At 55.1% G+C, this 17,743-nt stretch carries 19 protein-coding genes; 5 read left to right on the top strand and 14 right to left on the bottom strand.

Annotated elements, in window-relative coordinates; all coding sequences use genetic code 11:
• The first annotated feature begins 378 nt into the window (after positions 1–378).
• Positions 379–1,038: a DsbA family oxidoreductase gene (locus tag SPV1_RS13035; protein ID WP_009851696.1), complete on the top strand. Its 660-nt coding sequence runs from the start codon at positions 379–381 to the stop codon at positions 1,036–1,038.
• A 174-nt stretch (positions 1,039–1,212) separates the two neighbouring features.
• On the opposite strand, the gene ettA is transcribed toward SPV1_RS13035, so the two are convergent.
• From ettA to ispD, 3 genes are all read right to left on the bottom strand, one after another.
• On the bottom strand, positions 1,213–2,883 hold the full coding sequence (ettA, locus tag SPV1_RS13040; RefSeq protein WP_009851697.1) for an energy-dependent translational throttle protein EttA: 1,671 nt from the start codon (positions 2,881–2,883) through the stop codon (positions 1,213–1,215).
• Between the two features lie 154 nt (positions 2,884–3,037).
• Positions 3,038–3,532 carry a 2-C-methyl-D-erythritol 2,4-cyclodiphosphate synthase gene (gene ispF / locus SPV1_RS13045; RefSeq protein WP_407942780.1) on the bottom strand — a complete coding sequence of 165 codons (495 nt, stop codon included), beginning with the start codon at positions 3,530–3,532 and terminating at the stop codon, positions 3,038–3,040.
• A 76-nt stretch (positions 3,533–3,608) separates the two neighbouring features.
• On the bottom strand, positions 3,609–4,292 hold the full coding sequence (gene ispD, locus SPV1_RS13050; RefSeq protein ID WP_231288408.1) for a 2-C-methyl-D-erythritol 4-phosphate cytidylyltransferase: 684 nt from the start codon (positions 4,290–4,292) through the stop codon (positions 3,609–3,611).
• A gap of 152 nt (positions 4,293–4,444) precedes the next feature.
• Here ispD and SPV1_RS13055 point away from each other — a divergent pair, with 152 nt between their 5' ends.
• Both SPV1_RS13055 and SPV1_RS13060 read left to right on the top strand, forming a co-directional pair.
• Entirely contained in the window at positions 4,445–5,266 is an 822-nt protein-coding gene (locus SPV1_RS13055; RefSeq protein WP_009851700.1) for a cytochrome C assembly family protein, read from the top strand.
• A gap of 13 nt (positions 5,267–5,279) precedes the next feature.
• Positions 5,280–6,560: an HlyC/CorC family transporter gene (locus SPV1_RS13060; RefSeq protein ID WP_009851701.1), complete on the top strand. Its 1,281-nt coding sequence runs from the start codon at positions 5,280–5,282 to the stop codon at positions 6,558–6,560.
• 43 nt (positions 6,561–6,603) lie between these two features.
• Here the strand turns inward: SPV1_RS13060 and SPV1_RS13065 are convergent, their stop codons facing one another.
• The 5 genes from SPV1_RS13065 to SPV1_RS13085 form a co-directional block, all read right to left on the bottom strand.
• The gene (locus SPV1_RS13065; RefSeq protein ID WP_040881881.1) at positions 6,604–7,581 is read right to left on the bottom strand and encodes a DUF3187 family protein; all 978 of its coding nucleotides are present in this window, start codon (positions 7,579–7,581) and stop codon (positions 6,604–6,606) included.
• A 188-nt stretch (positions 7,582–7,769) separates the two neighbouring features.
• The gene (locus SPV1_RS13070; RefSeq protein ID WP_018295387.1) at positions 7,770–7,895 is read right to left on the bottom strand and encodes a hypothetical protein; all 126 of its coding nucleotides are present in this window, start codon (positions 7,893–7,895) and stop codon (positions 7,770–7,772) included.
• A 73-nt stretch (positions 7,896–7,968) separates the two neighbouring features.
• Positions 7,969–8,904, bottom strand: a complete 936-nt coding sequence (gene fmt, locus SPV1_RS13075) for a methionyl-tRNA formyltransferase (RefSeq protein WP_040881997.1) — start codon at positions 8,902–8,904, stop codon at positions 7,969–7,971.
• 224 nt (positions 8,905–9,128) lie between these two features.
• A complete protein-coding gene (locus tag SPV1_RS13080) occupies positions 9,129–9,683 on the bottom strand; it encodes a DJ-1 family glyoxalase III (protein WP_009851705.1) in 555 nt (184 codons plus the stop codon).
• Positions 9,684–9,685: 2 nt separating this feature from the next.
• On the bottom strand, positions 9,686–10,633 hold the full coding sequence (locus SPV1_RS13085; protein ID WP_009851706.1) for an anthranilate phosphoribosyltransferase: 948 nt from the start codon (positions 10,631–10,633) through the stop codon (positions 9,686–9,688).
• Positions 10,634–10,891: 258 nt separating this feature from the next.
• Here SPV1_RS13085 and SPV1_RS13090 point away from each other — a divergent pair, with 258 nt between their 5' ends.
• Positions 10,892–12,664: a lysophospholipid acyltransferase family protein gene (locus SPV1_RS13090; protein WP_009851707.1), complete on the top strand. Its 1,773-nt coding sequence runs from the start codon at positions 10,892–10,894 to the stop codon at positions 12,662–12,664.
• 49 nt (positions 12,665–12,713) lie between these two features.
• Positions 12,714–13,442: a type 1 glutamine amidotransferase gene (locus SPV1_RS13095; protein WP_009851708.1), complete on the top strand. Its 729-nt coding sequence runs from the start codon at positions 12,714–12,716 to the stop codon at positions 13,440–13,442.
• Between the two features lie 40 nt (positions 13,443–13,482).
• Here SPV1_RS13095 and SPV1_RS13100 read toward each other — a convergent pair whose 3' ends face one another.
• From SPV1_RS13100 to SPV1_RS13125, 6 genes are all read right to left on the bottom strand, one after another.
• Positions 13,483–13,956: a single-stranded DNA-binding protein gene (locus SPV1_RS13100; protein WP_009851709.1), complete on the bottom strand. Its 474-nt coding sequence runs from the start codon at positions 13,954–13,956 to the stop codon at positions 13,483–13,485.
• Between the two features lie 96 nt (positions 13,957–14,052).
• Positions 14,053–14,610, bottom strand: coding sequence for a thioredoxin family protein (locus tag SPV1_RS13105; protein ID WP_009851710.1), 558 nt, complete (start codon positions 14,608–14,610; stop codon positions 14,053–14,055).
• A 31-nt stretch (positions 14,611–14,641) separates the two neighbouring features.
• A complete protein-coding gene (locus SPV1_RS13110) occupies positions 14,642–15,016 on the bottom strand; it encodes a SirB2 family protein (RefSeq protein WP_009851711.1) in 375 nt (124 codons plus the stop codon).
• Positions 15,017–15,198: 182 nt separating this feature from the next.
• Positions 15,199–16,359 carry a sensor histidine kinase gene (locus SPV1_RS13115; protein ID WP_009851712.1) on the bottom strand — a complete coding sequence of 387 codons (1,161 nt, stop codon included), beginning with the start codon at positions 16,357–16,359 and terminating at the stop codon, positions 15,199–15,201.
• A 16-nt stretch (positions 16,360–16,375) separates the two neighbouring features.
• Positions 16,376–17,098, bottom strand: a complete 723-nt coding sequence (locus tag SPV1_RS13120) for a winged helix-turn-helix domain-containing protein (RefSeq protein WP_231288409.1) — start codon at positions 17,096–17,098, stop codon at positions 16,376–16,378.
• Between the two features lie 41 nt (positions 17,099–17,139).
• The gene (locus SPV1_RS13125) at positions 17,140–17,655 is read right to left on the bottom strand and encodes a Crp/Fnr family transcriptional regulator (protein ID WP_040881883.1); all 516 of its coding nucleotides are present in this window, start codon (positions 17,653–17,655) and stop codon (positions 17,140–17,142) included.
• Positions 17,656–17,743 lie beyond the last annotated feature (88 nt).

Consider the following 17,743-nt stretch of genomic DNA (forward strand, 5'->3'; position numbering starts at 1 on the left):
AACGGACTCTATAATTCCGAATGTTTAATTGTACATGGTTTAAGGCCGGACTACCAAACTGATTGGATGACATTCGAGCATTATTGGCTAAGGACTCCGACCACTGCATCAATCCCTTGTCTATCAATTCACTGCCAGCCCGAAGGGTTATTACTGCTGCATTGCCCAAAGCAACATAGTCAAGTTGCCGAAGACAGTTTTTCAGTTTGCAGCTATGACTCATAATACTGCGGAATTAAAGGACTTACCCTCGTCTTTGGATGGACTGGTTGTGATTGCCATACGATGCAAACCATTACAGTCTAATCAGCGTTGTATATCACTCTACGGCAAGTAGCGTTGAGTATAAACGAATTGCACCTTTAGCAGGCGAGGACGATGACTAAAAATATCTCACTAACCTACTACTCCGATGTCCTCTGTGTGTGGGCATATATATCACAAGCGCGCGTCGACGAAGTCGCAGCGAAATTCTCCGATAAGGTGTCCATCGACTACCGGTTCTGTTCGGTATTCGGCGACACTGCCTATAAAATTGAAACAGGATGGGCCGAGCGCGGCAGTTATGCGGGATTCGGAGACCACCTCAAGGAAGCCGTCTCGGAATTTACCCATATCAAACTCCATCCCGACATCTGGCAACTCAACCGACCGACATCGTCCATGCCGGCACACATTCTGTTAAAGGCGGTACAACGCGTTGATAAGGGCAGCTGCAGGGCCGTTCTGCAGGAGCTTCGGCTGGCGTTCTTTGAGAGATGTCTGGATATCAGCAGTCGCCCGGTTCTCAATGCGTGTCTGGAGGCTGTCGGTGTACCAGTCAATGACGTTCAGGAGGCGATCGATAGCGGTGCGGCTTATGCCGATCTGGAAGCGGATCGTCGTGACCAGCAGATACTAATGGTTCAGGGCAGCCCCACATTCGTTCTCAACGAGGGACGCCAAAAACTATACGGAAACGTTGGCTATGGTGTCATCGAAGCAAACATCAAGGAGCTGCTGCGCTCACCGGCTGCCGGTACGGCGAGCTGGTGTTAACCCGGTAACAAACGAACGGCCGGGGTCAGTTCTTGTGCTGCAGCTATGACTCATAAAACTGCACAGCAAAAGAACTGACCCACATCGCCCAAAGAGAAGTCCGCCCCGACAGGGAGCAGACCGCGCTTATTCGTGTTATCTGCTTCTTTGTGCCTTCGTGTCTCTGTGGTCAGATCAGACCAGCTTCTTGTATTTCATGCGGTGCGGCTGGGTGGCATTCTCGCCCAGACGACGCTTTTTATCCGCCTCATACTCTTCGAAGTTACCCTCGAACCACTCGACATGCCCTTCGCCTTCAAAGGCCAGCATATGCGTGGCCACGCGATCGAGAAACCAGCGATCATGTGAAATCACGACGGCGCAGCCGGCAAAATCAAGCAGCGCCTCTTCCAGCGCACGCAACGTCTCCACATCGAGATCGTTGGTCGGCTCATCGAGCAGCAGCACATTGCCGCCCTCTTTCAGCATTTTGGCCAGATGCACACGATTGCGCTCACCGCCGGAGAGCATGCCGATCTTTTTCTGCTGATCGCCGCCCTTGAAGTTAAAACGGCCGCAGTAGGCACGGCTGGATACCTCAATCTTGCCCAGATACATCGACTCGGAGCCGCCTGAGATCTCCTCCCAGACTGTTTTATTGTCATCGAGCGCATCGCGCGACTGATCCACATAGGAGACCTTCACCGTCTCGCCGACGATCAGCTCGCCTGAATCCGGCTTGTCCTGACCGGTCAGCATACGGAACAGCGTCGTTTTACCGGCACCATTGGCTCCGATAATGCCGACAATACCGCCGCGTGGCAGATCGAAATTCAGATTCTCCACCAGCAGACGGTCACCAAACCCCTTCTTTACATCGACAGCCTTGAATACGATGTCGCCCAGACGCTCACCGGACGGAATAAAGATCTGCTTGGTGGCATTGCGCTCCTGCATCTCACGGCTGGAGAGGTTATCAAAGGCCTTCAGACGCGCCTTGGACTTGGCATGACGCCCCTTGGTGCCGGCACGTACCCACTCCAGCTCTTCCCGCATCGCCTTCTGGCGAGATGACTCCTGCTTCTCTTCGACAGCCAGACGCTTCTCTTTCTGCTCCAACCAACCGGAGTAGTTACCTTCAAACGGAATACCGCGACCACGATCCAGCTCCAGAATCCAGCCCGCCACGTTATCCAGAAAATAACGATCATGGGTAACGGCCACCACAGTGCCCGGATAGTCATGCAGGAAACGCTCCAGCCAGGCCACCGATTCGGCATCAAGATGGTTGGTCGGCTCATCAAGCAGCAACATATCGGGATTGGAAAGCAGCAGCTTGCAGAGCGCAACACGACGACGCTCGCCACCGGAGAGCTTGGTTACATCGGCATCCCAGTCGGGCAGACGTAGCGCATCGGCCGCGACATCCAGCTTGCGATCCAGATTATGCCCGTCGCCGGCCTCAATAAAGTCTTCCAGCTTGGCCTGTTTGGCGGCAATCGCATCGAAATCGGCATCCGGCTCTGCATAGGCCGCATACACGGCATCCAGCTCGGCGAGCGCATCCTTCATCGGCTGCACCGCCTCTTCGACGTTGCCACGCACATCCTTCGCAGGATCCAGATCAGGCTCCTGCGACAGATAACCAACACGAATGCCTGGTGCAGGCCGTGCTTCACCGAGTATTTCGGTATCCAGACCCGCCATAATACGCAGCAGCGTGGATTTACCGGAGCCGTTGAGGCCCAGCACACCGATTTTGGCTCCCGGCAGAAAAGAGAGATAGATATCCTTGAGAATCTCTTTCTTGCCGGCAACCACCTTGCCAACGCCTTCCATTGAATAGATATACTGATAATCGGCCATGTGTACTCCTGTAAAATATCGGCCGGCAACGCTACTGTCTGATCAGAAAACTTGCAGGCATTAGTTTGATGCAGGCAGTCAGGTGCAAAAGCACGCTGACAGGCAATGCCTCCACCGATTGCTATAAACCCATGTTATTGCAAATCACACAGGCTCAGCCGGTAGTCTGATGTCCGGGGTCCCGGGCAATCAGCACGACAGCCTGAGCGGCAATGCCCTCTCTGCGACCGATAGAACCCAGTCGCTCGGTGGTTGTGGCTTTGACGTTGACCTCATCTTCATCCACCAGCAGTAACTCTGCCAGCCGTTGCCGCATAAGCGGCACGAACGGCGCAACCTTCGGCTCCTGGGCAATAACCGTCACATCCACATTACCGACCGACCAGCCGAGCTGCGCGAGCAGGTTGACGCACAGGGATACAAAACGCGTGCTGTCCGCCCCCTTGTACTGCTCATCTGTATCGGGAAAGTGGGCGCCGATATCATGCAGCCCGGCAGCACCCAACAGTGCGTCACAGAGCGCGTGGCAAAGCACATCGGCATCGGAATGTCCGGCAAGCCCCCGCTCATGGGGTATCTCAACACCGCCCAGGATAAGCTTGCGCCCGTCCGCAAACGGATGCACATCGTAACCCTGACCGACACGGATATTCAACTTCATATATTACTCTCCCCTGAGCATATCAAACAACCGCCGCAATCCAAAAGTCCGGGCGGCGATGACGTCACGACTGCTGCAAACGATCGGCCAGCCAGGCCATATCTGCAGGCGTCGTGATTTTTCGATTGGCTGCATCGCCTTCACTGACATAAACGTCAAAACCGGCCGCCTCCAGCAACGAAGCGTCATCGGTATGCAATTGCAAACGCTCCTGCTCGCATCGCAGTGCCTTGTGAAACCACTCCCGGCGCGCAACCTGCGGCGTCTGAACGGCACGCAGACTCTCACGTGCCGGCGTCTCCAGCACCCGCCCGTCGCTATCAACCCGCTTGATCGTGTCATGCACAGCCAGGCCCGGCACGGCCGCACCATAGCGCGCAGCGGTATCAATCACATCGCCAAGCAATCGCTTCGACGGCAACGGTCTGGCTGCATCATGCACGGCCACAAGGTCAATATCAGCAGGCAGTGCCTGCAATCCCTGCTGCATGGAGTGCGCACGTGTGGCGCCGCCAACCACCGGCGGCAACAGCGTAAACGGAAAGCTCAAGCCAGCCACCAGTGAGGCAAAATAACTGTCTCCGGCCGCAATCACCGGCTGCACCAGTGCGATACGCGGCTCTGCAGCCAGATGCTCAAGCGTATGCAGCAGCAGCGCCTGCCCGCCCACGGCAATATACTGTTTGGGTACTTCGCCGCCAAATCGGCTGCCGGAACCGGCAGAGAGTAGTAACAGGCCAACATTCATGTCCGGGATTGTGCGGCTTTCGCCGACATGGTCAAATACCACCGCTCTGCCTGCATTGTTTTGACATTGTCTTTTCAGCGGCCATCGGATAGAACACGCTTCATTATGAATGATCTCTTTCCATCCCTGTTTACCATGGCAGCCTGCCGCCAATGAATTCCAGCCTACTGTTTCTGACTGCCGGCACCTGTATGCTCGTGGCTTCATTTATTATCTGGCGCGAAGCGCTGGGGCGATACGCCGGTGCCAACCAGCAGCCCGCCAATCAGATCACCTCACTACTGGCGATTGCCATCGGCCTGAATATATGGGCAGTTCACCTGATGGACTCATTCACCGCCAACGGCATCAATTTCACACTGGCAACCGGCGTTGCTGTGGCAACACTGCTTGTACAGGGCATCTATATGATCGGCATTATGCGCCACGGCATTCGGGGGTTGGGGTTGTTTCTGCTGCCCGCTTCGGTCGTGCCGTTAATACTGATCCCCATCCTGCCCGAAGCGCATACGCCCAACTGGGTACAGACCTCATCGCCATTGGAAACAGGTCATTTACTGATCTCCCTGCTGGCCTACGCCGTGCTGACACTGGCCGCGCTACATGCCGTGATGCAGATCATGCTGGACCGGGCGCTAAAGAAAAAACGGCTGACTGTGCTGGTACAGGCCCTGCCATCGCTGTTTGATATTGAGCGGCATATGATGGCTCAGGTCAAAATAGCTACTGTTCTGGTTGCGCTGAGCGTGTTCAGCGGCCTGAGCTGGCAATGGATGGAGTTCCAGCATTTTGCCATCCTCAATCACAAGGTTCTGCTGGCCCTGTTTTCACTCGGTATTCTCATCCTGCTGCTGATCAAGCGTCACTACTCCGACTGGCCGACGCGCATCGTCAGCCGCACCGTAATCGGCGCTTATTTCCTGCTGATGCTGGCCTATTTCGGTGTCAGCCTGATCAAGAGCTGGATGTACTGATCACCGCAACTACATGAACATTGACGGGTTCCCCCTCTCCATCGCTGCCGGCACACTGTTTTTTCTGCTGCTGCTCTCCGCCTTTTTTTCCGGCTCTGAAACCGCACTGACCCGATCCAGCCGCGTTCGTCTGCGGGTCAGAAGCGAACAGGGGGACAAGGGCTCCCAAAAGGCAGAGCAGCTGCTCGATCATCCGGAACGCATGCTCTCGACCATTCTGCTGGGCAATAATTTCGTCAATATCGCAGCTTCGGCTCTGGCCACCTCCCTGTTCATTGAACGCTTCGGTGATGCAGGCATCCTCTACGCCACCATCGCCATGACTGTCGTTGTGCTGATATTCGCTGAAATTCTGCCCAAAACCATTGCCGTCGCACATGCTGAAGGCATAGCAGGCAAAGTGGCAGGCACGATGTCCGTCATCCAGGCCGTCCTTAAACCCCTGGTCACGGCGCTGATGGCCGTCATCACCCTGCTTAAGAGACTGCTGCGCATTCCCCACCAGGAAGATACCCCACTCACCCACAGGGAGCTGGCCAGCATCATCGACATGAGTGCTGAGTCGGGGGTACTGGATCAGGCCAGAGAACAGATGCTTAACAGCAGCCTGAGCCTGCACGAAGTAGCGGTGAAAGCGTTGATGACCCCGCGCAAGAAAATACGTATGCTTAACGGCCACGACAGTGTCGCTACCTGTCTGGAAATGATCGTCAACAAACCGAATTCCCGCTTCCCCGTTTACCTGCATGAAACAGATAACATCATCGGCATTGTCCATATCAGGGACCTATTGAAAATCGGACGTACAGACCGCCGTCTCAGCGACGCCATGATCTGGAAGACCCCGCCTTACATACCGGCCACCAAAAATGCACTGGCGCAGCTCTTCGATTTCCAGAGCAACCATCAGCACATGGCCATCATCGTCGATGAGTTCGGCGATATTGAGGGTCTGATTACACTGGAAGATATTATTGAAGAGATTGTCGGCGAGATTCACGATGAGTCTGACATTACGCCGCAGCTGGAAATGTGGCCACAGCCGGATGGTTCGCTGGTCAGCGCCGGCACGGTCGCACTGCATGATATCAACACAGCCCTGGATGCCGACCTGCCTGAAGAGGGCGCTACAACCATCGGCGGTCTGGTCGTCCAGATTCTCGGCGATCAGCCCGAAGGGCGTTTATGCATGAGCCTCGGCAATATGCGCGTTGAAATACTCAGCGTGCGCGGCAACTGGATCCGCCGCGTCCGCCTCTATCCCGTCGTCGAACAAGAGCAAAACATCCCCTGAATCGAACGCCAAATAAAGCATACCCTTACAGAAGCCGGAGAATCTAGCGCATCCAGCTCAGGCCAAAGGCAAGGCTGATATCCTGCGTGGTTTTTTGGGTGACATTTTCAACAACTGACAGCGTCCAGCCCGTAGCGCCGGCGATCTGGCCGCGTAATCCGACAGAAACAAGCAGTGGCGACAGCCCCAGATCGGACACATTGGCTGCGTGATAGGGTGAACCACCACCCTGTGCCTGCACGATCAGGGCCAGCGTATCAAACCGGTAGCCGACAACAAAAGAGCCCTGAAGATAAGTCGAATAGGAGATACCCGGCTCATGTTTCAGCAGCGGCTCTATCACCCAGCCTTCCGTATGGGTAAACCAGCTGCCGAGTCGCCATGAAAGCACTGCCCCCAGAGCCAGATCCGGCGATCCGCTGCTCCAGCCACGCGCCCTTGAGGCTGTCGGCAGCTTGACGGCAGCAAGAGCTGCCACTCCCCAGTCATCGCCTGCGATCAGACTATATCTGCCGGAAAGTTCAATGTTACCCAACTCCCACTGCGATCGACCCTGCCAGGCTGTTCCCCGCCCATTATCAAAGGCATACGCAAAGCTGTTGTTCGGACGCATACGACGACCGCCCACAGCAATGCCGAGCATGTCATGAAAGCCTTTAATGGCACCATCAAATACGCCGTTGAATGGCCGCAGTACGGGAGTGCGCATGGTGAACTCCAAATGATCGCTGAACGCATGGCGGATTACGCCGTCCACAACATAGAGCTCCATATCCGTCAGCAATTGCGGATTAGGATAACGATCCATAATGCTTATGGATGATAAAGACTGATTCACTTCAAACGTCCACGATGGGTCATACAGGCGCAACGCCGAGTCCGGTGTCGGGGCAAAAAAACGCATCATGGGAGGATAGAAGTTACGTACAGGCAGAGGCTGCGACAGATCAGCAGCTGCCGCTTGTGTGACAACAGACATTGTTAGCAGCACACATCCAAACAGTCGATATAATAATAGCATCGGCGCTCCTTCCCTACTGAGGGGCTATGCTATAATCCAACAGCAGGCCATGCCAGACATGGCCTGCTGTTTCAATCTATCTGGTACAGAAAGTGATGCTGGGGTATGGATTCCTGTCAAAAATATTCAGTACGCCGGAGCCTCTCTTGTCCATGAGATTAGAAGCACGCGGTGAACGTGATTTCCTCCTAACGTGGCAGAAGCAGAACCAGCAGCATGATCACAGCCAGCGGTATCTGCAACAGCAGTAGCCATTCGTTTTTATTCCGGTGAAGAAACGTGTCTTGGTTCTCAATATGAAAAATAGCAGGCATGGCTTCCTCCTTGTCATCTGTACTCGACAAAACCAAGCCTGACAACATCTTAGGCTTGTGACAGTGAGTCACATCACGTGGTCAGAGCATCTCCGACTTTCAACGATGCGCCGCGCAAGTAATCGGCCGCTGACATCGCTTTTTTACCCTCCGGCTGCAATGATTCAATACGATAGAGTGCGCCATCACCGCAGACTATATCCAGCGCACCGTCCGTACCTGCCACGCTCCCCGCAGCCATCGTACTCCGCTGATCCGTTACCGATCCGACAATCAACTTCAGCCATTTCCCCTGCGCTTGCGTGCGTGCTCCCGGTTGCGGCGAGAAACAGCGCACGACTCGTGCGACACTGGCTGCAGGTTGCGACCAGTCGACCACCCGTTCGTCATTGCTCAGTTTGGCAGCGTAGGTAATGCCCTCTGCCGGTTGTGGCTCAGGCTGCAGGCCTGCGGCAATCGCAGGCAGCGTTTCCACCAGCAGCTGCGCCCCCAGCGGAGCCAGTGCGAACCACAGCTCGGAGCCGGTCGTTGTCTCATCAATCGGCAGCGTCCGGCAGGCATAAACACCGCCGGTATCCAGCCCCTCCTCCATCTGCATGATGCAAACACCTGTCTGGTTGTCTCCTGCCAGCAGTGCGCGCTCAATCGGTGCGGCACCGCGCCAGCGCGGCAGCAGCGATGCATGCACGTTCACTGCGGCGATTTTCACCGCCTCCAGCCATGACTTCGGCAAGATCATGCCGAATGCCACCACAACCAGCATATCCGCCTGCTTGCTCTCCAGCCATGCCAGCGCTTCTGTATTATCACGCAGGCGCTCCGGCGTAATCACGTCAATACCGGCATCAAGCGCCGCCTGCTTGACCGCGGAGGGCTGCAATTTCATACCCCGGCCCGATTTGCGGTCCGGCTGGGAGACTACGCCCACCACATCAACATCCCGACAGGCAATCAATGCCTGCAGACAGGGAACGGAAAATCCGGGCGTACCGGCAAATACAATTTTCATATTTTCTCCAAAAAAACTAATCACCGGCCGCACCTGCGCATCCATGCGGCTGGCTCATTTAAGCTATCGCAGCTCGGGAGTGCCGAGCCTTGCTCCTGCCCATCACAAAGGACACCGCGTTGGGTAAAACTGGTGGGCAGGCCCGACTATTTACAGCATCCCAGCCAATAAATTACACACACTTTTTCTTACTCTGCATACGCAGCTGTGAATCGATTTTGACTCTAGGCTACGATGTCAGATTTGACCTCTACCGCTTTGGCTACACCGCACAGGCGGGCGACCAGACACAGCGCAAAGGCGACTGCCGTGCCCGCTCCCCGACTGGTAATCAAAAAGTCATCCTCAACCACCACATCATCTACATACACCGAGGAGGGCTGCAAGGCCTCCATCTCCGCCCGACATGCGGGGTATGAGGTCACCCGTTTGCCGGCAGTCAGGCCATAGGCGGCCAGCGCAGTCGGAGCAGCGCAGATCGCTGCTATCGATTTGCGCTCAGCCCGTAAGCGCTCCACCACCATTTTGACGGTGGCATCATCGCGCAACAGATGTGCGTTCGGCATACCGCCCGGCAACACCACCATATCCCATGCATCGTCGGCCACATCACGAATATCCGCATCAGCAGCCATGGTCACGGCGGAACGACCTGTCACCATGTTGCCATCAAGGCTCGCCATGCATACCTCAACCCCCGCGCGTCGCAGAATATCGACGATGGCCAGCAGCTCAATCTCTTCCACCCCTGTGGTAAACGGCACCAGTACCCTTGCCATGATTAAACCTCCTTACTCCATCCACCCGGAAAACAACCCGTTGAAGCCCAGGCAAAGGCCTCGCCCATACGTTGAAGTACTGCCGCCTCCCGGTGGTTCATATCGCCCGCGAGCATAGCACTACTCTGTTGTTTCAGCAGTCCGGCATCCATCGCCTCACGCGGATAGGGTGATAAACCCGCCTCATCAAAACATACACGACTGACCGTATCTCCCTGTTGTTGCACAATCACTTTCTGCCGATCGGCGTAGAGCTCCGGCTCGCCCTCCGCCCCCATGAAAATCAGCGAGCGCACCTGTCCGAGGCGCACATTGGCTCCGGCCATATAATCGGCATAGGGCGTATGGAAAAAACCGTTGAGCTGTCCTGCGCACATCAGGGGGTTCAACAGTCGCGCCACAGAGTTGGCGAATGAGCGTACTCCCAGACGCGGACGCAGATTGTAGATCGTAAACAGATCGGGGCAAAAGTCGGACAGATCGGTATAAACAATGCCCTCGGCCTGCAACACAGCCCGGGCATCAGCCAACGTCTCTGCCCGTGTCACGCCAGCCGCCTCCAACACCTGCCAGGCCGTAACCCGCCCTGCGATGGCTTCAACACCGTGCACAAATATCGGGATGCCGGCATCCCGCGCCTTCAGCGCCGCTGCCAGATAGGCATGGCCCGCCCTGCGCTTGCCCGCATAACAGGGCAGATCCACCGCTCCGGCCGGAGCTTCGGTTGCAGAAAAACCCTTGATATGGGAGTGCGCCGCCTGAACAAATCCGGCCAACTCCTCCGACACCTCCCCCTTCATGCGCATGGCAATCAGCAATGCACCCAGCTGTAACGGGTCCGCTCCCGGCTGCAGAAGCTGGCCAAAAACAGTCTGCGCCTCCTGCTGCGTCAGGTTTTCCGAACCATTTTTTCCACGCGCCACGCGATTGATCAGGGGAGAGATATCCATAGGCGACTTGTACCACTGGCCGCGCGGACTGGAAACCCCGCATTTCTACAGCCACTTAACCCGGATTATTCATGAACCGTTGTGATAATTGCGCCGAACGTTTGTTTGCAACGAATTATGAGGAAATAGTGCGTAGCGGTGCTTACGGACTTTTGACGAAGGATTTGGTGAAGACAAACGGACAAGCAAGGGCGCAACAGTGTTTATGAATATTCCGGGTTAAAAGTGTCACGCCCCTGTCATGGCCCTGCAACAGGGATGTCATGCAAGCATGCCATTATGCGTTTGATCGCATGGAGGTCTCCCTTGCTAAATGTAGACGCACTCACCGCCAAACACCTGCCCGCCCTGCTGAACAAGCCGGGAGTGCTGCGCAGACCGCTACAGGCCATATTGCGGATCCTGTTTCACGAAAAAGAGTTGAATCGGTTTCAGGCCCGATATCCCCACCTGACAGGGTTCGATTTCGTCGAGCAGTTACTGGAACATTTCTCATTCGGCTACACGCTGCGCGGTACCGAGCGGGAGTGTATTCCGCCACGCGGTCGTGTTGTGATTATTGCCAACCATCCGATCGGCACGCTCGATGCCGCGATCCTGATCCGACTGGTCGGCGAGATACGGCGTGATGTAAAGGCTGTCGGCAATCAGGTACTCTCCGGTATCCAGCCGCTGGCTCCTTTACTGTTGCCCGTGGACAATATGGGTGGTCGCAGCAGCCGCGAGCAGTTGAAATCCGTATACCGGCACCTGGAAAATGAAGGTGCCGTTATCATATTTCCGGCCGGTGAAGTCTCACGCATGAGTCCAGCCGGCATCCGGGATGGCAGCTGGAACAGCGGCTTTTTACGCATTGCCACAGCCACTCGCGCGCCCATCCTGCCTGTCTATATTGATGGGCGGAATTCGATGTTTTTCTATGCACTGTCACTCTTCTCTCGTCCGCTATCAACATTGTGGCTGGTACGCGAGATGTTCAAACAGGCCCGCCGTTCGGTACATATCTCCATCGGCAATCCTGTCCCGTTCGACAGCTACCAGCGCACCCACCTGCCGATGAAATCGTGCGTAAAACTGTTTCAGCGGCATCTCTACCGTATTGGCAAACAGAAGGAGCCGGTATTCGCCACCAGCCGCGCCATCGCCCATCCGGAAAATCGCCAGCAACTGCGCCAGGAGATACACGCATGCGAACAGCTGGGTGAAACCAGCGACGGCAAGCGCATCTATCTGTTTAACTTCAACCCGGACTGCTGCATTATGCGTGAGATCGGCCGTTTGCGAGAGCTCTCTTTCCGGGCTGTTGGCGAGGGCACTGGCCAGCGCCGGGATGTTGATCCGTTTGATCGCCACTGCCGGCAGATTATCCTGTGGGATGAAGCAGAGCTGGAAATTGTCGGCGCCTACCGCCTGCGCGATACCCGCAACCCCGACGATTCCGACCTCTACAGTGCAACACTGTTCGATTTCCAGCCCGATATGGCACAAGTACTGCAACAGGGACTGGAGCTGGGGCGCAGCTTTGTGCAACCGCGCTACTGGGGCAAACGCAGTCTGGATTATCTCTGGTTCGGCATCGGCGCCTTTCTGCGCCGCAATCCCGATTATCGCTATCTGTTCGGACCGGTCACCATCAGCGACAGCTACCCGGCTGCCGCCAGAGATATGCTGATCCATTTTTACGGCACCTACTTCGCTTCCGGTTCCTGCATGGCCAAGGCCCGTCTGCCATACCGGTTGAATGCCGCCACAATCGAAGAGATGCATGCAAGCTTTGCCGGCGATGACTGCAAACGCGACTACATCACGCTGAAAAGCCGTTTACGGCATCTGGGCTGCAGCGTGCCGACACTGTTCAAACAGTATGGTGAACTGTGCGAGCCGGGCGGCGTCCGTTTTCTGGACTTCAATATTGATCCGGATTTCTCCAACTGCGTGGACGGACTGGTCGTGGTTGACCTGCACAAACTTAAAGCAGCCAAGCGACAGCGCTATATTGATGCCGACAAGGGTGATGAGGCGCAAGTATAAACAGGGCTATGCCGTTGCTGATATGCCTGAGCAGCAGTAGCCTCGACAGATGAATTTTCTTGTCCTTCAGCATCTGGATATCGAATCGCCGGCCCTGATCGGCGACCTGCTACGTGAAGCCGGCCATCACCTGCACACAGCTCATGTCTATGCAGGCGACACGCTGCCTGCCAATACCGATCACCTGCACGGCATCATCATCATGGGCGGTCCGCAGTCGGCCAATGACACTCACCTTAGCTATATACGGGATGAATTACTGTGGCTGCAAAAACGAATCGATGAAGGGGTGCCAATGCTGGGCATCTGCCTCGGCGCACAGTTGATGGCCAAAGCGGCAGGCGGGAGCATCATGCCATCACCTGTGCGCGAGCTGGGCTGGTTTCCGGTCTATCCGACAGCAGAGGCAGCAGCAGACCCGCTGTTTTCAGCCCTGCCAGCCACAGAGCTTACCGTATTCCAGTGGCACGGGGAGACATTCACCCTGCCTGATCACGCCACCCTGCTGGCGACCCACCCCGATGTGCCGGCTCAGGTGTTTCGTTTGGGGCACTGCCAGTATGGTATGCAATTTCATATCGAAGTTGATGCAAGCATCATTGAAAACTGGATCGCGCTTGGAACCAGCGAGTGTGCGCATCTGGGCAACTCGGGGTTAAATACACTGCGACAGCATACAACCGCTTACCTCCCGGACATGCGCTCTTTCTGCCGCAGGTTGGTTGAAGCATGGCAACACGCCTGCGCAAACAACCATAACAAAAGAAGCCCGCTATAAAAGCGGGCTTCCAGTAATACGTTATACCTAAGGTGTTTTTTTAAAAAGGAATATCGTCATCCACCGGCACACTGCCGAAGTCGGGTGCACTGGCAAACGGATCATTACCTTTGGCAGGAGCATTGCCACGCGGGGCATTGCCGCCGCCACCGTGGGTTGGGAAGCCTCCACCGCCGCCACCGCCCGATGATCCTGAGCCCTCGGAGCGTCCGCCGATCAGATCCAGAGAGTCGGCATTGCATTCAACCGATGTGCGCTTGTTACCGTCATTATCGGTATATTCTCGAACCCTCAACTCACCGCTGACAGCTACCTGCGTTCCCTTGAGCAGGTATTGAGGCAGTTTGCCTTCAGCACGCTTGCCGAACAGGGAGCAGCGAATCCAGTTCGTTCCCTTGTTATCACCAAAACCATAATCCACAGCTACTGAAAATGAGCAGATAGCCATACCACTCTGGGTAAAACGGGTTTCACAATCACGGGCAAGACGCCCGGTAAACGTATAAACATTCATAAAACAAACTCCCTCACGAACTTATTTATCAAACTGCTATATTAAAAACTGTCCTCTGCCTGCCAATCAGTGCAAGGCGGCGATCATAACCCAACTTTATGATTCCTCCACCCATTTGATCGAGCAGCCAATCGTCGGGTGCTGAGGTTGCGGCGGATTCTCATCGGCGGTCAGCAGTTCAGCGGCAGCCATCAACTCCTGACGCGTCACCTTCGTTTCATCCTTCCAGTAGTCATCAAAACGCCCGTGGTAATAAAGCCTGCCGTCGCCATTAAAGAGGTACAGATCCGGGGTGCATTGAGCATCAAAGGCTCTGGCCGCATCTTGAGTCGCATCGACCAGATAGGGAAAATCGATGCCCCACTCGGTAATTTTTTCTTTCATCGCAGGTATCCCATCAGCAGGATAATCCGGATGAATATTCGGATTGACGGCCACGGTATGGATCCCCATCTGTTTCAGGGTGGCCGCATGTCGAATCAGCCGCGGCCAGACAGCAAGCGCATAGGGACAATGGTTACAGGTAAACGCCACCAACAGCCCGTTCGTCCCTGCCTGTTCGCGCAGGGAGAGTGTCTGACCTTCCACGTCTTTGAGCGTGATATCCGGCATCTCCCAGCCAAGATCCACATGTATTGAGGCCACTAACGCCATCTATATCCTCCTCATCATCTGCATGGTCTCATCACCATGGCCACGGCTGCATGGTATGAGCCACGGCAACGATATAGACCACCGCAATCAGGGCAATAACAAAACTTGCGCGGTTAATCCATATTGCGCCCCGGTACCTGAACACGACGAAGCCCAGCAGGATATAGAGCAGGATAGCTATCAATTTCGCTGCCAGCCATGCAGCGTGCCAGGGCATCACCTGCAGCGACCAGGCCAGAAAAATACCGCTGGCCAGCAACATCGTGTCCACCGTATCGGGTACATATCGATGCAGAAGGCGGCCATTTATCGGCCTTCCCTGCCACGTACGCACCCCACGCCATGTAAATAGCACCAGTGACAAGCCGACCAGGCTGATATGCAGCGGCAACAGCCAGGTAATCATCGGCTCTCCTGCGCAAAGATTACGACAACACCCTGCGTCCTGCCATTGCAGTCCATATTCGCATCATCCCACATTGCGCTAATCATACACATCCGCATAAAAAAAATGCACTTGCCGAATAGAGGCGAGGCGTTCGTTAAACCGGCCGAAAAAGCTCTGTCCGATTAAATTCAGGCAGGCTCTCAGGCAAACGGAATAGCCAGTGTCGCCTCCAGGCCGTGGGGATCGACATTGGTCAGTTGTACACTGCCACCATGCGCTTCGCATAACTCCTTAACGATCGCCAGGCCCAGTCCATGACCGCCATATTCGCGACTACGCGCCTTATCCACCCGGTAAAAACGCTCGGTCACGCGCTTCAGATGCTTATCCGGAATACCGGGCCCGTCATCGCGCACCACCAGCCGCCCCATATCCCCCTCCTGCTGCAGCGACAAGGTCACTCTTCCACCCTTGGGTGCATATTGGGTCGCATTCTCCAGCAGGTTGCGCACAACCCGCTCAAAGCTGTCCACATCCATACGCATATCTGGCAAATCATCCGGGATATCGCAAATCAGTGAGATCTTTTTATTGGAGACAGGCTCTTTCAACATATCACACACCTGCCGGATCACATCTTCGGCGTCACAGGAGGCATCCGGATCGCTGCCGGCAAATTCGATCTGGTCGAGTGTCAGCATGGCGTCGAGCAGGTGATTCACGTGCTTTGCCTCGTCTGCAATCACCTGAATCGCCTCCTGACGAAAGCCCGGATCATCGCCAAAACGCTGCAGGCTACGAGCATAGCCGAGCAATGATGTCAGGGGAGTTTTCAGGTCATGCATCAGGTTTGCCATGAAACTTCGACGCTGGATCTCCAGCCGGTGCTTGTCGGTAATATCCAGACAAAGCATCAGCACCTCATTATCACCCAGGCGCGCAACTCTCGGCATCAGTACCCGGCCTGCCATCGTGATATCTGGCAGCAAAATATCCGGCAGATTTCCTTCTTGTGGCAGCCGGTTAAACACCTGTTTGAATGCATCATGCCAGTCGCTGTCCCGATAGAAAGAGAGGATAGATTGCGGCAAATCCTCCGCTTTGATGCTGAATAAAGACAAGGCACTGGCATTGGCCGCAACCACCATCCCCCTGCTGTTCATGCGCAGCATCACCTGATCCACTGCGGCCAGCAATGAGTTCAGATGCTGCTCGGAGATCTCCCCGGCACTGCCGCAGAGGTCACGCAGGCGCCGAACCTCGCGCTGATAACTGCGTACCTGACGACGCATACTATAGAGAGAAAAAAACCATGCCGCTGCCACTCCCCCCAGAAGCAGCAGAAAACCGTTTGTACTCACAGGTTTGTTCGCTGTTTCACTTTTTTTCGGATGGCGGCAGGAAGCGGTAACCCATGCCACGCACGGTTTCGACACAATTCTTGCGCCCAAGCTCTTTCAATGCCTTGCGTAAACGCTTGACCGTGACATCCACGGTACGCGGTTCCACATAAACATCATTACCCCAGACATGGTCGAGCAGATAATCCCTGCTGCGGGTTTTACCGGGCTTTTTCATCAGCATTTGCAACAATTTGTATTCCATGGGGCGTAAATCAACCCGTACATTACCTTCGAATACGACCGGTACATCCGGATCGAGCTGAATACCCTGCTCAACAGCAACACCTGATTCAACAATGCGGCTCCGGCGCAACAGTGCACGCGCACGAGCCACCAATTCATCCGGCTCAAACGGCTTGGGCAGATAATCATCCGCGCCATCATTCAGGCCTTGCACCCGTTCAGACGCCATCGCAAGCGCAGTCACCATCAACACAGGAATATGTGCCCGTTTCTCAGAAGCTTTCAGCCAGCGCAATACCTGCATGCCGCCGGTACCGGGCAACATGCGATCAAGCACTACCAGCCGCCACTGACCATCACGCAGACAACTCAGAGCATCATCTCCATCCGCACAGCGATATGTTGTATAGCCGGCGGCACGCAGATGCAGCCCCATCAGTCGTGCGATAGCATCTTCATCCTCGATAATAAGAATATCCGCACCACTGGCGTTGTTCTCTTGGTTATTATTCATAAGATCGTGATACTGTAATCTGACGCCGGCAATCTCAAGCATCAAACCCTTCTGGCTGTCACATAATTGTGTATGGCCGCATATTCAGTTTCCAGTTTTAGCGACATACGCGAAAGCAAGCGGAACATAAAACGCAACAGATGATTCCCCATCACAGGGTCTTCAAGCGTGATCACGTTGAAATAGTCGCGGTTCAGTGTCAGCAGCGTTACATTGGATATCGCTTTCAGGCTGGCTGAATGAGGGCGATCTTCATCAAGGAAGGAAAACAGCCCGAAGGTATCGCCGGCGCCGAGCTCTGTATAAGTATCCAGCGACGGGCTGATTACTGACACGCGTCCTTCTATCACCAGCCGCATGGTCTGATCCGAGACTTCTCCGACTTCATAAATTGTTTCCCCGGCAGCTACCGACACAACATCCAGGCAGGAAAACAACATCATGCTTTCGCGCCCCCCCATGGATTCGCAAACAGGCATTCCCCGAAAACGCATATATACCGGACTGGCTTCCAGTGTCGCCTCATAGGCATCTAATAAACTATCAGTGACATGCATATCATGCACTCCTCTTCTCTTCTCGTTTGATTGACAACGAAATATACGGTCAAACAAGTCATTGTTGTGACAAGACAACCCGATCTCC

The sequence above is a fragment of the Mariprofundus ferrooxydans PV-1 genome (assembly GCF_000153765.1).
Taxonomy (GTDB): Bacteria; Pseudomonadota; Zetaproteobacteria; order Mariprofundales; family Mariprofundaceae; genus Mariprofundus; species Mariprofundus ferrooxydans.